This window comes from Paenibacillus sp. p3-SID867 (assembly GCF_025142895.1).
Classification (GTDB): Bacteria; Bacillota; Bacilli; order Paenibacillales; family Paenibacillaceae; genus Paenibacillus_AQ.
Window position 1 is genome coordinate 248,470 of sequence record NZ_JAMBDM010000002.1, and the last position, 14,509, is coordinate 262,978.

At 50.2% G+C, this 14,509-nt stretch carries 15 protein-coding genes; 9 read left to right on the plus strand and 6 right to left on the minus strand.

What is annotated here, in order from left to right:
- Position 1: 1 nt before the first annotated feature.
- The 5 genes from def to M4D81_RS04455 all read left to right on the plus strand — a co-directional run bounded on the left by def (position 2) and on the right by M4D81_RS04455 (position 4,254).
- Positions 2-520: a peptide deformylase gene (gene def, locus M4D81_RS04430; RefSeq protein ID WP_260064651.1), complete on the plus strand. Its 519-nt coding sequence runs from the start codon at positions 2-4 to the stop codon at positions 518-520.
- Between the two features lie 231 nt (positions 521-751).
- Positions 752-1,729 (plus strand): ring-cleaving dioxygenase, encoded by a 978-nt coding sequence (locus tag M4D81_RS04435; protein WP_260064653.1) that lies wholly within the window; start codon positions 752-754, stop codon positions 1,727-1,729.
- A gap of 201 nt (positions 1,730-1,930) precedes the next feature.
- Entirely contained in the window at positions 1,931-2,419 is a 489-nt protein-coding gene (locus tag M4D81_RS04440) for a GNAT family N-acetyltransferase (protein ID WP_260064655.1), read from the plus strand.
- Positions 2,419-2,916, plus strand: a complete 498-nt coding sequence (locus M4D81_RS04445; RefSeq protein ID WP_260064657.1) for a phage tail protein — start codon at positions 2,419-2,421, stop codon at positions 2,914-2,916. The genes M4D81_RS04440 and M4D81_RS04445 overlap by 1 nt, the downstream gene beginning before the upstream one ends.
- A 417-nt stretch (positions 2,917-3,333) precedes the next feature.
- Entirely contained in the window at positions 3,334-4,254 is a 921-nt protein-coding gene (locus M4D81_RS04455) for a hypothetical protein (protein ID WP_260064659.1), read from the plus strand.
- Between the two features lie 67 nt (positions 4,255-4,321).
- Here the strand turns inward: M4D81_RS04455 and M4D81_RS04460 are convergent, their stop codons facing one another.
- Complete coding sequence (locus M4D81_RS04460) at positions 4,322-4,726, minus strand: YybH family protein (RefSeq protein ID WP_260064661.1); 405 nt, start codon at positions 4,724-4,726, stop codon at positions 4,322-4,324.
- A gap of 129 nt (positions 4,727-4,855) precedes the next feature.
- Between M4D81_RS04460 and M4D81_RS04465 the strand changes: the two genes are divergently transcribed.
- Together M4D81_RS04465 and M4D81_RS04470 are read left to right on the plus strand one after the other, a co-directional pair.
- The gene (locus M4D81_RS04465; protein ID WP_260064662.1) at positions 4,856-5,194 is read left to right on the plus strand and encodes a winged helix-turn-helix transcriptional regulator; all 339 of its coding nucleotides are present in this window, start codon (positions 4,856-4,858) and stop codon (positions 5,192-5,194) included.
- Positions 5,195-5,323: 129 nt separating this feature from the next.
- On the plus strand, positions 5,324-6,874 hold the full coding sequence (locus M4D81_RS04470; protein ID WP_260064663.1) for a BCCT family transporter: 1,551 nt from the start codon (positions 5,324-5,326) through the stop codon (positions 6,872-6,874).
- A 197-nt stretch (positions 6,875-7,071) separates the two neighbouring features.
- On the opposite strand, the gene M4D81_RS04475 is transcribed toward M4D81_RS04470, so the two are convergent.
- From M4D81_RS04475 to M4D81_RS04490, 4 genes are all read right to left on the minus strand, one after another.
- Positions 7,072-8,082 carry a FecCD family ABC transporter permease gene (locus M4D81_RS04475; RefSeq protein WP_260064664.1) on the minus strand — a complete coding sequence of 337 codons (1,011 nt, stop codon included), beginning with the start codon at positions 8,080-8,082 and terminating at the stop codon, positions 7,072-7,074.
- Positions 8,079-9,089 carry a FecCD family ABC transporter permease gene (locus tag M4D81_RS04480; protein WP_260064666.1) on the minus strand — a complete coding sequence of 337 codons (1,011 nt, stop codon included), beginning with the start codon at positions 9,087-9,089 and terminating at the stop codon, positions 8,079-8,081. The genes M4D81_RS04475 and M4D81_RS04480 overlap by 4 nt, the downstream gene beginning before the upstream one ends.
- A 69-nt stretch (positions 9,090-9,158) precedes the next feature.
- The gene (locus tag M4D81_RS04485) at positions 9,159-10,136 is read right to left on the minus strand and encodes an iron-hydroxamate ABC transporter substrate-binding protein (protein WP_260064668.1); all 978 of its coding nucleotides are present in this window, start codon (positions 10,134-10,136) and stop codon (positions 9,159-9,161) included.
- Positions 10,060-10,932 (minus strand): ABC transporter ATP-binding protein, encoded by an 873-nt coding sequence (locus M4D81_RS04490; protein ID WP_071220524.1) that lies wholly within the window; start codon positions 10,930-10,932, stop codon positions 10,060-10,062. The genes M4D81_RS04485 and M4D81_RS04490 overlap by 77 nt, the downstream gene beginning before the upstream one ends.
- Before the next feature lie 324 nt (positions 10,933-11,256).
- Here M4D81_RS04490 and M4D81_RS04495 point away from each other — a divergent pair, with 324 nt between their 5' ends.
- A complete protein-coding gene (locus M4D81_RS04495; RefSeq protein ID WP_071220523.1) occupies positions 11,257-12,306 on the plus strand; it encodes an NAD(P)/FAD-dependent oxidoreductase in 1,050 nt (349 codons plus the stop codon).
- A gap of 80 nt (positions 12,307-12,386) precedes the next feature.
- Here the strand turns inward: M4D81_RS04495 and M4D81_RS04500 are convergent, their stop codons facing one another.
- Positions 12,387-12,998: a TetR/AcrR family transcriptional regulator gene (locus M4D81_RS04500; protein WP_260064670.1), complete on the minus strand. Its 612-nt coding sequence runs from the start codon at positions 12,996-12,998 to the stop codon at positions 12,387-12,389.
- Positions 12,999-13,170: 172 nt separating this feature from the next.
- On the opposite strand from M4D81_RS04500, the gene M4D81_RS04505 reads away from it, so the two are divergent.
- Entirely contained in the window at positions 13,171-14,349 is a 1,179-nt protein-coding gene (locus M4D81_RS04505) for a YhgE/Pip domain-containing protein (RefSeq protein ID WP_260064672.1), read from the plus strand.
- Positions 14,350-14,509 lie beyond the last annotated feature (160 nt).

The window sequence follows — 14,509 nt, forward strand, 5'->3', positions numbered from 1 at the left end:
AATGACGGTTAAAGCTATTGTGCCATTCGGTGATCCGATCTTACGAAAGAGCGCCCGGCCAGTCGATTCCGTAAACGCCAGAGCATTGAAGATTCTGGATGATATGGCAGAGACGCTGTATGACAGTGAAGGGCGCGCTGGTCTTGCCGCACCCCAAATCGGTATATTACGAAGGCTTATTGTCATGGACTGCGGAGAAGGGTTGATCGAGCTGATTAATCCGGAAATCGTAGAGATGGACGGGGAACAGATGGGCCCCGAAGCTTGTCTGTCTTATCCGGGGTATTACGGATATGTGAAGAGGGCCAATAAGGTTAAAGTAAAGACATTGAATCGTCAAGGCCAGACGGTGATCCTGGAAGGCGAAGATTATCTGGCCAGATGTATGCAGCACGAAATTGATCACCTGAACGGCATATTGTTTGTGGACCATGTTCGGGATGGATGGTTGTATCACGAGGAGACCCATCAACGCATCGAGCTGTTTCCTGTCATTGGATTATCCAATACTGGCGTATAACGGACATGAGGAGACTCTTATAAGGATAGAAATAGAACGGCCGGATGTTTTTATGTCCGACCGTTTTTTTAATATCATTCACGACCTCAATAAGATATTGCATTTAGAAGGTTGACGGCACAGAATTCTCATGATACTATTATCTTAAATTAAAGATGTTTTAAATCAAAATAATAATTTTTGAAGGTCGGGCAAACACTTTCTAAATAGAAGAGACGGAGGAATTTAACCATGAACGGTTTAAAAGGAATTCACCACGTAACAGCCATTACGAGCAGTGCCGAGAAGAACTACGAGTTTTTCACCTATGTGCTCGGCATGCGACTTGTGAAGAAAACAGTTAATCAGGACGATATTCAGACATACCACCTGTTTTTTGCGGATGACAAGGGCAGTGCAGGCACCGATATGACCTTCTTCGATTTTCCGGGTATCCCGCAGGGCAGACACGGTACAGACGAGATTTACAGAACCTCGTTCCGTGTTCCTAACGATGCGGCGCTCGAATATTGGGTCAAGCGATTTGACCGGCTGGATGTAAAGCATCAAGGCATTCAAGAGCTGTTTGGCAAAAAAACACTCGCTTTTGTTGATTTTGACGATCAGCAGTATCAGCTCATCTCGGATGAGAACAATGAGGGTGTGGCTTCAGGAACTCCTTGGCAGAAGGGACCGATTCCGCTGGAGCATGCGATTACAGGACTTGGTCCGGTGTTTGTACGGGTATCCAACTTCGATTATTTCAAGGAAATGATGGAGAAAGTGCTCGAATTCAAGGAGATCGGCAAGGAAGGCTCGCTCCATCTGTTTGAGGTTGGTGAAGGCGGCAATGGCGCCCAGGTGGTTGTCGAATACAACGCCGTGCTTCCAAGAGCTCAGCAGGGCTTCGGCACTGTTCACCACGCGGCTTTCCGTGTCGAGGACCGCTCGGTGCTGGAACATTGGATCAAGCGTCTTGACGACTTCCAATTCCATACGTCGGGCTTTGTAGACCGCTATTTCTTCCAGTCCTTGTATGCGCGAGTTGCACCGCAAATTCTGTTTGAGTTTGCAACCGACGGTCCAGGCTTCATGGGTGATGAGCCATATGAAACACTGGGCGAGAAATTGTCCCTGCCTCCATTCCTGGAGCCAAAGCGCGAACAGATTGAGAGTATGGTTCGTCCAATCGATACCGTGCGCAGCACGAAGGAATTCGTTAAGGAATAATGCAATGAATCTGAAGAAGCAATTCGGCTGTTTAGGACACAGCTGGATTGCTTTTTTCGTTCCGTAGTAAAGGTGTGTGACAGGCAGGGCACGACATATTCTGGATTATTGTACCTTCCTTTCTTTATCCGCATAAACTGAAGTACCGCGATAACCTAAGGGTTATCGACTTTTAGGCAGGGGCAGGTATCGTATAATCCCATGATCATTATGATGGATGCCACCGAGGAAGATACAGCGTTTTTATATGAGCTGTACCGCAGCACACGCCTTAGTGAAGTTTCCTCCTGGGGATGGGGAGACCAGGAAATGGAGGTGTTTCTGCGCATGCAGTTTGATCTCCAGCAGCGCTCCTATGCACTGCAGTTCCCTCAAGCATCGCACCTGATTCTTATGAATAACCAGCTACAGGCTGGGCGAGTCATTGTACATGAGACACCTGCCGAAATTCGCCTGGTCGACATCTCGATTTTGCCTGAATTCGGGAATCAAGGTATAGGAACGGCAGCCCTGGTTCATTTACAGGATATGGCCAGGACAGACTCTAAGCCCATCCGTCTCCATGTTATCCGCTCAAATCCTGCTATAACATTCTATGAACGCATAGGATTCCGGATAAGAGGGGGAGATGATGTTTATGTACACATGGAGTGGAGCGCTTCGACAGAGAGGACAGGAGGTAACATATAATGGCAGATCCGTTCTTAGGTGAAATTCGCTTATTCGCTTTTAATTTTGCTCCCGATGGGTGGGCGTTTTGTGACGGGCAGTTATTGCCGATTGCTCAGAATACAGCCTTGTTTTCTCTGCTGGGGACAACATACGGGGGGAACGGCACGACCCATTTTGCGCTCCCGGATTTAAGGGGGAGAGTTGCTGTTCATCGAGGCACCGACTTCCCGATAGGAGAGAATGGTGGAGAGGAGTTCCATACCCTATCGGACGCGGAGCTTCCCAGCCATACGCATCAAGCAATGGGAAGCGCCAATCCAGCTAATAGCGTGTTACCTGTGGATCGAACATGGGCGCTCTCTGACAGCTTGACGTATCACGAAGTCACTAATTCATTCATGAGCCCGGGCGCTATTGCTGCTGCTGGAGGAAATCAACCGCATAATAACATGCAGCCTTATCTTGTTTTAAATTACTGCATTGCTATAGAAGGGATATTCCCTCCGATTCCATGAAGAACATCCACAAGTAAAATAGGCCGCTTGTTAGTCACCTGACCACCTCTTGTCTGGTCTTGAGTGCATACACTGTGTTGAACGACGGAGGGAGGTAGTGGTCATTTGTTAAGATGTAAAGTTAAACCTGTTTATTCAAGAGGTGTACCCTTACCAAGGGAATATAGTCATAACCGTAATCATTTAAAGAAACGATATTTTCAGTGCAAGAAATCCAAGGTAAGGGTAATCCGGCAACGTGGTCTCCGGGGATTTCGGGGAAGGCCAGGAGCGGTCGGGCCGATTGGTCCCGTAGGGCCTGTTGGCCCTCAGGGTCCTCAAGGTCCTCAAGGGATTCAGGGTATATCGGAAACAGCGGTAGGTTTGATTGGCCCGGCAGGACCACAAGGGCCGCTTGGGCCGCAGGGGATAGATGGTTTGCTTGCTGTTTATGGGGATGGCTCAGCGGGTGAATTGCTCATAAACAGCGGCCAGGTTGTGGATTTAAGTGTTCCAGGCTCTCTTGCAGCATTGCCTTCTGGAACCAATCTGCAGTTCTCCAGAGTGGAAATTGCGGGGACACTTATCATTCCAAGCGGCATCACGATCCAATCATCGGGGGATCTCATGATAAGTGGTGTAGTTACGGTTCTTCCCGGAGCGGCAGACTCTGGCAATGGCTCACCAAACGAGGGAATATCCGCTGCTGCTGCAGGACCATATAACGGCGGAATTGGACTCGGTTCACTGCAAGCAGCACAGGTCATTCCTACAGCAGCTGGTGGTGGGGCTGGAAGCCGACCTTTGTTAGGCAGTGGCGGAGAAGGCGGAGGTAGTTTGATTTTGGCTGCCCAGGGCCAAGTCGTAATTGCCAATGGGGCTCTGATTACTGCTAACGGAAATCATGGAGTAAACCCACTCTCTGCGGGTAGCGGTATAGTCGGTAGCGGGGGCGGTGCTGGGGGCTTTATATTGATTGCTGCTAAGAATAGCATAACCATTGCGGGAACCCTTGCGGCGGCTGGAGGGAACGGGGCTATCGGTTGGGATGGTAATGGCGGAGATGGCGAAGGTGGCGGCGGAGGCGGAAGTGGTGGTGTTATCCACCTTATATCAACCGTTTCTCCTACAGTTACGGGGACACTCCAGCTGAATGGTGGTATAGGCGGAGTGAATGCAATGGGTGTAACAGGCATTGTTACCGTTGGCGGTGGAGGTGGGGCCAACGGCGGAAACGGTGGTAACGGGGGAGGAACTCCTGTTGCCGGACAACCTGCGGTTGATCCGCAGCCAGGCCAAGTTGGCCAAGTGCTTGTGACCATAACACCTGAGCCAGAAAATTGGTTTGTAGCTAGATAGCATAACATGGCTGGTGATCCCTTGATGAATTACCAGCCCGGTTACTAAGGTAATTGTATAATTACCTTCATTCCATAACATCCGAACCAAACGGATGGTCCACAATGTACATCCAGCTTCCATCAGGCTGCTGCCTCACGATCTCGGAGGTATAACCTTGCAGCACCAGAGGTTTGCCATCCGGGTCCACGGTATGCAAGATGAAATGGGCACGCAGCATAGCGATATTTTCAAAGGGGATGCAGTATAGATTGGTGGAGACCATCTTGCCTTGAAGCAGCAGCAGTTCCTCCAGAGTATGGCGGAAGGAATGAATTCCGATCTCCAAGCTTCCATTGCTGTGGACATGAATACTGTTCGGTTCATACAACGCCAGCACTTGATCGATGTCCCCTGAGTTATACGCATCAGCAAATGCGGCATTCATCTCCTCCGGCTTCCAGACTCGGCTTGCGGGTATGGATGGTTTCATTGAATCTCCTCTTTCTGTATGATGATAGCAATAGCCTATCTGAAAATAAAAGCTGTGGTAAGTACGCAGAATTTTATGACATAGTCATCTATTTATGACCAATGACTTAAAGGGGGTTCAGCAATACATATGCCATATCAGGATGAGCGGAATGGGTGCCCGGCTGAAGTAGGCTTGCACATGATTAGTGGAAAGTGGAAGCCTCGAGTACTGTATGAACTGTTTCAGGAAACGCTGCGATTTGGTGAGCTGCATCGGAGAATACCGGAAGTATCAAGGCATGTGCTTACCGTTCAATTGCGGGAGTTAGAGGAGAACGGCATCGTGAAACGGACGGTGTATCAAGAGGTACCCCCCAAGGTGGAATACTCCATAACGGAGTTCGGTATCCATTTCAAAGCAGTGCTCGAGCAAATGGTCATTCTAGGACAACAGTATATCAATACGAAACAGGTTCCTAACGAATAGCACTTCAAGTTGGCCTTGATCTGAAGAATACCCCCTTGCTGCACACATTTACCGATTAAGTACATCAATTCTGGTTTAAATACAGATACTGTATAGGAATGGATGACTTAATAGCCTGAGGTGGAGCATATGAAAGGGAGTTTATTCAAGAATATCGTGTTCACGGTTTCGGCCGTTATCATTGCCATTCTTGCTATTCTAGGGGCTGCTATGCCTGGAGCATTCGGTGAAGTGGCAGGGTATTTGTACAGATTTACGACGAATACGTTCGGCTGGTTCTATCTGCTCTCGATCTTTGTGATTATTATCTTTTTGATCTGGGTGGCAGCCAGTAAATACGGAACGATTCGCCTTGGCGGAGATAAGGAGAAGCCCGAGTATCCGTTCTTCACCTGGATTGGAATGCTGTTCTCTGCGGGGTTTGGTGTAGGGCTGGTGTTTTGGGGCGTGGCTGAACCCATGAGCCATTTTTTTAAGACGCCGTTCGGAGGCGTCGAAGCACAAGGTGTGGACGCGGCGCGTGTGGCTATGGGCTATTCTTTTTTTCATTGGGGGATTAGTCAGTGGTCGGTGTTTGCCCTTGTCGGACTTGTGATCGCGTTTCTTCAGTACCGTAAGCAGAAGGATGGGCTGGTGTCGACAGCGCTGGAGCCTGTCACCGGCTCGAAGCCCGCAGTGAAGAATACGATTGATATCCTTGCGGTGATTGCAACGGTCATGGGCATCGCGACTTCCATTGGACTTGGCGTTCTGCAGATGAGCGGTGGTTTGAACACGATTATGGGAGTGAACAATGGTGTCGGGTTGCAGTTAATGATGCTGGGGCTTATTTTTGTCGCTTATATGATCTCATCCACAACGGGATTGGATAAAGGGATTAAATACTTAAGCAACCTGAACCTCGCGTTGGCGCTCATTTTTTTATTGTTTGTGTTTGTTAGTGGTCCCACTGTTTTCATCTTGGAGACCTTTACATTGGCGCTGGGCGATTACATTACGAATTTCGTATCGTACAGCCTGAGGCTTCAACCCTACGCTGAAGGCACGTGGGTACGGGAATGGACGATCTTTTACTGGGCCTGGGCGATTGCTTGGTCTCCGTATGTGGGAGCTTTCGTGGCGAGGGTGTCCAAGGGAAGAACGATTCGTGAATTCATTGTGGGTGTGATGGTTGTGCCGCCGGTCATTGCCTGTCTATGGATCGCGGTATTCGGCGGGACGGCGATCTGGTTTGATCTGCACGAGAGCACCGGGATTGCTGCAGCCGTTAATGCAGATGTGACATCTGCTCTGTTTCAGCTCTTTAACCAATTACCCTTCTCCATGGTCATGAATGTGCTGGCGATTTTACTCATTCTGACGTTCCTGGTAACATCAGCGGACTCAGCAACCTACATCTTATCCAGCATGACCACCTATGGCAGCCTGAACCCTCCGCACATTGCAAAAATCGTGTGGGGCACGCTCATGGCAGCGATAGCCGGTGTACTGCTGTATGCGGGCGGGCTGGAAGCCTTACAGACGGCTTCATTGATTGCGGCATTGCCGTTTACGGTGCTGCTGCTGTTGTTGGTCATTGCCGTGGTGAAGCTGCTTAGCCGAGAGCCGATTCCGATTCGGAAGGCTGATCTGAAACGGTTCCGGCGTCTGGAAGAGGCGGCCAACAGGGGGAAGAAGTAAAGGGCAAACGCTTAGTGGAACTAGGTTGTTTACTCCCTGCGCGATAAAGAGGGCATCCATGCGGTGCCCTCTTTATTTTGTGAGGAGATAAGCTCGGAAAAGGCGGCAACCATAGCCGAACCAGTCAAAAAAGCCCCTATTACACCTGAAAGAGTGCAATAGGGGCTTAGGCATTCAGTTAAAAAAGAGAATAACGGTTATTTTTTCTTCAGCAGCAAATATACAAAATACGGCGCGCCGATGATGGCGACCATAATGCCTGCGGCGATGCCGTCGGGATCCACGAGGTTGCGTCCGATCGTGTCCGCGAGGAGCAGCAGCCAGCCCCCGATCAATACGGCAATCGGAATGTACATCTGATTCCGCGGGCCGACCAGCGCTTTGGCAATGTGTGGGCCCATGAGTCCGATGAATGTAATCCCGCCCGTAACGGACACCGCGGATGCTGCAAGCGCTACGGCAGCCAGAAGCAGCACGATGCGCTCCTTCTCAATGGATACGCCTACGCCGATGCCCACAGGATCGCTTAATCCCAGCAGATTCATGCGCTGCGCTTTGTACAGGGTGAATGGAATCAGAATGATCAGCCAGGGCAGCAGCGCCACAATGAAGGGCCAATCGGTTCCCCATATCCCGCCCGCCAGCCACTTGGCGATAAAATCGACCTTGGTCCGCTCGGCAGACGACGTGAGCACAATCATGACACCCGAGAGCGCCATGGAGAACCCGACACCGGTAAGCACCAATTTAACGGGCTGCAGGCCTTCGCCTTTTCGGAAAGAGAACAGGTAGATGCCCACGGATGTTAGCACAGCTCCGATAAATGCCGCCAAAGGCAGCATGTAAATAAAGGAGCCGGCTTCGATCGGGAAGAACAGGAAAAATACGGCTACGCCGACCCCGGCCCCCGAGTTAATGCCGATAATACCGGGATCCGCAAGATCATTTCGGGTAATGCTCTGCAGAATGGCACCCGATAAGGCAAGCGCCATTCCGGCCAGCAAAGTAATAAGCATGCGCGGCAGGCGCACATCGAAGATAATGAATTTCTCCTTGAAGCTGCCTTGCCCCAGCAGGGTTGGAATAATCCGGTCATAGCTAACGGATGAATAACCGAGACCCAGACCAACGAGGATAGTAACTACTGTAAGGATCAACAAGACCAGAAATGTAATGCGTTGTTTTCTTATTAACGATGGATGAATCATGACAGTCCCCGCCCTCCTTTGCGTACGATAAACAGGAAGAAGGGCAACCCCATGATGGCGATCAGAGCGGCTACGGGTGTTTCGTAAGGAGCATGCAGCGTTCGTCCGACCGTGTCGGCAAACAGCATGAAGATGGCTCCGACGAGGGCGGACATCGGAATGACATGGCGGTAGTCGGTTCCAACGATCCCGCGTACGATATGGGGAATCATCAGGCCGAGGAAGGCCAGATTTCCCACCAAGGCCACAGAGGTTCCAGCCAGGAGGACAATCACGACAAACAGGATGCCTTTGATAGCGGCAATGTTCTGTCCCAAACCGACGGCGACCTCTTCACTTAGGCTAAGGATGGTCAGCTGTCTTGATAACACGATGGCAATTATAATTCCAATGAGAATAAACGGAAATATTGTCTGTAGCTGTCCCCATGATGTGCCGATCACACCGCCTGCCGTCCACATGGACACATCCTTGGATATTTTAAAATAAATGCCGATTCCTTCAGCGATGGCGTACAGGAATGCGGATACGGCTGAGCCAGCCAGCACCATCTGCAAGGGAGAGAAGCCGCCTTTTCGCATGGCTCCGATGCCAAAGACCATCACGGCGCCGATCGCCGCTCCGATGAAGCAGGCCACCATAATGCCAAAATAATTGGCAGCCGGCATGAAAGCCAGCGTGAAGGCAAGCGCCGCATTCGCCCCGCTGGTAAGGCCGAGCAGGCCGGGATCCGCCAGCGGATTGCGGGTAATGCCCTGCATGATGGCGCCGGAGACCGCAAGCGCGGCTCCGACCAGAATAGCTGCAACCTCACGGGGCAGGCGGATTTCGCGAAGGAGGGATAATTTTTCGCCCTCCATCGAGGTGGTAAGGGCAAACCATACATCCTTGATGCTGGTTTCAGCTGCACCGAACACCATCGCAACAACAAACATGCCCATAAATACGATGATGCCTGCAATCAATTTGATGGAAATAGGAATGGATCGTTTCGTAGGCATTGTCATGGAATCATCTTCTCATCTTAAAGTTGGAATATGCAATCGAAATAAGTCTGAGCAAAGGCAGCCTAAATGCTAGTTGCCCAAAAAGTGTTCCGTAATGAACTCTAGCTGGTACTCCAGCGTGGTGGCATCATTAAAATAAATCCGGTTTCCGTCTGCTTCGTATACGCGGCCATTCTTCACCGCCGGGATTTGCTTATACGTCTCGGTTTGCTGGAAGGACGTATCGGCATCGGCAAATTTGCTTAGAATAACATAGTCGCCGGCATACTCCGGCAGCACTTCCGCGGAAAGGGCATAGTAACCGTCCTTCAATGCCATTTCTTTCACTTTCTCCGGCATTTTCAGCTTCATTTCCTGATACAGGATTTCAGTGCCGCGGCCCCAGTTATCGCCGTATACATAAAGCTGTTTATCAAAGCTCTCAATAACGGATACGGTGGCGTCTTCTCCAATTTTGGCACGGATGTCCTCGCCGGCTTTTTGCGCCCGTTGCTTGAAATCATCGATCCAGGCCTGGGCTTCCTTTTCTTTGTTCACAAGCTTGCCGATTTCAAGATGCTGCGTCAAATAATCGACTTTTCCGTAGGTGAAGGTCACGGTTGGGGCAATCTCTTTCAGCTTATCCACGTTCTTGATAGTGGACAGGCCGATGATGAGGTCGGGGTCCAACTCGATGATTTTCTCCAGGCTTTCATCCGTGACTTCTTCGGCATCCTTGATTTTGTCCGCAAATGCGGGGTTGGCCTTGGACCAGGAATCAACGCCCACCATGTTGACGCCGAGTGCAAGCAGGTCGCCTACATAGGAAGACAGCACAATCACGCGCTGCGGTTTGGCAGGCACTTCGACGGGTCCGTTCTCGGACTCATATGTAATGGTCCCGGATGGAGTTTCGCTTTGTTCCGTTTTAGGTGATTCGGCCGTTCCTGTATTATTGCTGTTTGTCTCCGCAGGCTTGCTGCTGCAAGCGCTAAGAATGAGCAGCAGCGCTATAAACGGGATGAGTAGTTTCTTCGTAGTTGTCGTTTTGCTCCGTTTTGAGTACATCCTCTTTTTCCCCTTTTAATAGATTGTATGTGATACAGATCGGTTTCGCCGTGCGCGGATCGCGGCCGATCTCGGCGTCGATATGGAATACTTTCTTTAATACGTCGTGTGAAATGACGGCTTCCGGATCACCGGCCTGAATGATATCTCCATCCTTCATCGCGATAATGTAATCAGCGAATCTGGCGGCTTGGTTTAAATCATGCAGGACCATAACAATGGTACGTTCTTGCTCGATGTTAAGCCTCTCCAGCAGTTCCAGGATCTCAAGCTGATGCGCCATGTCCAGATACGTGGTCGGTTCGTCAAGGAAGATCATTTCGGTCTCCTGAGCAAGTGCCATCGCAATCCACACCCGCTGTCTTTGTCCCCCGGATAGAGCATCCACCGAGCGATATTTGTAATCCTGGGTTCCGGTAACCTCCAGCGCCCAGTCGATCACTTCCATATCCTGCTTGGTCAAGCGGCCAAAACCGCGTTGATGAGGATATCGGCCATAGGAGACAAGCTCGCCAACCGTTAAACCGCCCGGTCCTTCCGGAGTTTGGGGCAGAATGGCCAGCTTCTTCGCCAGCAGTTTGGTGTTCATCTTGGCGATTTCTTCTCCATCGAGAATGGCAGCACCGGACTGGTAAGGAATAATGCGGGTAACAGCCTTCAAAAGAGTGGATTTGCCGCAGCCGTTCGGCCCAATGATGGTTGTGATTCTTTTATCGGGAATATCTACGTTAAGACGATTCAATATCAGATTCTCGCCGTAACCGACGCTTATTCGATCTGTACTTAGGCGAATCATCATTTCACCTCCAGAGTAGTTAGCTATCAAACGATAATGATTCTCAATTTCATCCATAAATATAATGTGGGGCCGCGTCGTTGTCAATAAATATCTTAATGGAAATTTTAAATAATATTCATGTTTCAGCCGAATAATATCCATATATAGATTGGCAGAGTGATACATGCCTATATGTAGGCGAAATTGTGACAATATGAATTTTTTCTAAATGATTGATTGTAAAACGGTGAAAGGCAACGTATACTAATTGATAATGATAATCATTTACGTTACAAGGTAATCACAAACAGCCTTTTAATTTATAGACCGGGAGTGAAATGCATGAGTGGGAAAGAGATATTTGATGTAACGGTTATTGGTGGAGGACCAGCAGGATTATATTCTGCTTTTTATAGTGGACTGCGCGGCATGAAAACCAAGATTATAGAATATCAACCCATGCTTGGCGGAAAGGTTCACGTCTATCCGGAAAAAATGATATGGGACGTTGGCGGACTGACACCCGTTCCGGGCGCGAAGCTGATCGAGCAGATGGTTCAGCAAGGTCTGACGTTTAATCCCGAAGTGCTGTTAAACGAGAAGGTTGAATCGATCGCCCGCAATGAGGAAGGGCTGTTCGAATTACATACGGCGAATTCCGGCGTGCATCTGTCCAAAACGGTCATCGTGGCGGTCGGCGGAGGTATCCTGAATCCGCAGAAACTGGATATTGAAGGAGCCGAGCGGTTTGAGGTGTCGAACCTGAACTACACGGTGAAGTCCCTGCAGCATTTCAAGGGCAAAACGGTGATTGTGTCCGGCGGAGGAAATTCGGCCGTGGATTGGGCGAATGAGCTGGAGCCTGTGGCGAAGAAGGTGTACCTGGCCTATCGCAAAGGCGAATTGTCAGGCCATGAAGCCCAAGTCGATCAGTTGATGAACAGCAAGGCCACTTGCCATCTCAATACATCGATCACGAAGCTTATTGCTTCGGATAATCATGAGGTGATCGAGCGGGTGGAATTGACCAATAATGAGACGGGGGAAGTTTCCTATCTGGCCGTAGACGAAGTGATCATTAACCATGGCTATGAACGGGATATGTCGCTCTTGGAGAACAGCAAGCTCGATATTCATCGGGTGGATGATTACTATATCGCGGGCAACGCAAGCTGCAACTCTTCCATACCGGGATTGTATGCCGCGGGCGACATCCTGCATTTTGACGGGAAGCTGCACCTGATTGCGGGCGCCTTCCAGGATGCCGCGAACGCGGTGAACAGCGCGAAGCAGTTCATTGAGCCGGATGCCAAAAAGTACGCGATGGTCTCCTCGCATAACGAGGTATTCAAGGAGCGAAACCGCGAATTAGTAAAGCAATTGATCAATTAGCGAAGCAGGCAAAGTGCCTATGTGCCATTAAGCATAGAAGAGAAGCGAGGGAATTCCCCGCTTCTCTTCTTTTGCATTACCTACTGTTTTGGGATGATCCCTGAAGTAATCAACGGGCCGTAGTTGATCAGCTGGGTCATCATGATCGCCATTTCTCTTGCGGACTTATTCATGCCGGACTCGATCCAGTGTATGACCAGGCCGATATTGGCGGAGGTCATATACGCAATCAGGTAATCGCTCGGAATGATTTGATTCTCTGCTACGGGCATTCTGAACGCATGCTTAGCAAACATATGCTCCTTCATGAATTCCCTGAATTGTCGCACGAAGGATATGTCCCCGTTCGGGCCGACAACGGCACGGAAGAAGGAAGCATGACGGATGAGCTCCTCGAATATTTGCTCTGACGCCGGATAAGGCTCGCCCTTTTCCGCATAGTCTCTGGAATCCCTGGGGTCAATATGAACGACGATGTCCTTAATCTTCTGGAGCACCTCTTCTTTGAGTTTATCCAGCATATCCGGCACATCCCGATAATGCAGATAGAAGGTACCTCGGTTGATATTGGCGCGATTGGCGATATCGGTGACGGTAATCGCGTTTATGCTTTTTTCGTCCATGAGCTCAAACAAGGTCTGCCGCAACAGCTGATTCGTCCGAATTTGCCGGCGATCCGTCTTTTTGATCAAGGAATTCCCCTCCAGTATAATTTTGAACACTTAATCAACAGAATGCTTGAACACTGATGAGTAATGAACACTCCGCCGAAAGCTGATGATTGAACAAAAATCTCTCTTCATTATAATTAACGCTGTGATCTTTAATCAACAGTATGTTCATTAATGACGAGGAGTGGTAGATATGGGTTTCTTAAAACAAAACATGCTGTGGATCGGCGCATTGGTTGTCATTCTGGCCCTGTCGGTCTTCGGCGTGGCCATGATGGGATCGATCGCGGGAGCGAAGCCGAAGTCGCTGCCCGTTGCATTGGTCGTCTTGGATCAGCCGGCGGAGTTACCGAACGGCGAACCCCTTGCTGTTGGCGATATGATGAAGGGGATGCTGCAGGGCAACTCACAGCTGCCCATTCAGTGGAAGATCGTGAATTCGGAAGCGGAGGCACGGGAAGGGCTTGACAGCCAGAAGTATTATGGAGCCCTTGTGCTGCCTGAGGACTTAAGCGCGAGCATCTTGTCGCTGCAATCGCCTGCTCCCAAGCCGGCTGTGGTGCAGGTGCTGGTGAACGAGGGGATGAGCACGCAGGCATCCACAGCGGTGAAACAGATGCTCGGGCAAGCGATGAAGATGGCGGGAGGGCAGCTCTCCAACCAGGCATTGACGATGATCAGCACGCAGACGGATATGCTGCCTGTAACAACCGCACAGGCTCTCCTTACCCCGTTTGAGGTTCAGGAGGAGGTTGTACATCCTGTCGGGATTAATCACGCAAGCGGCAATGCGCCGGGCATGCTGGTACAGATTTTATGGATTGGATGTCTGATCATTAGCGTGTTCATGTTCCAGGCGCTGCAGAAAGCCGTAGCTGACGGCAGCGGCAGGGGAACCTCGATTGTGCTGCAAGGCGCTGCCGGTTTGCTGCTGGCGGGTCTGGCTTCCGGTTTCCTAGTATGGATGGCATCCTCCTGGTATGGCATGGAGTTTACCAACGGGGGCCGCGTTTGGCTGATGCTGTGGCTGGCAGGTTCTGCCTTTTTCCTCTTTCAGTCGACCCTGCTCAACTGGATGGGAATCCCGGCTATGGGGATCTTGGTGCTCCTGATGTTCTTCTCGATGCCGCTTCTTAATATGGCGCCGGAGTTTCTGCCGCAGGCAACACAGGATTGGCTGTACTCGTGGACGCCGCTCCGCTTTGCTGCTTCGGCTCTAAGAGATGTGATGTATTTTGACGGCGTTTCCGAATCTTCCGTGAATACTGCCGTACTATGGTCTATCGCTGGAGGTTTCCTTGTTCTGCTGCTTGCCTCGGTGCTGAAGAAGGGGAGCCTTTCCGATAAAAGAAAGTCGATGACCGCTTCTTAATAGAATAGGTTGGCGAATGGGCAGTGTGGGGTGTGTACCCGCACTGCTTTTTTACTTTGCTTAAGCGGGTTGGTCCCTGCGGCTGGGAACATGACATGGCAAAGGTTAGCATCGTGATGGTCCCCCTTTTATTAGGTGAATAAAAATACTGTCGTTCTTC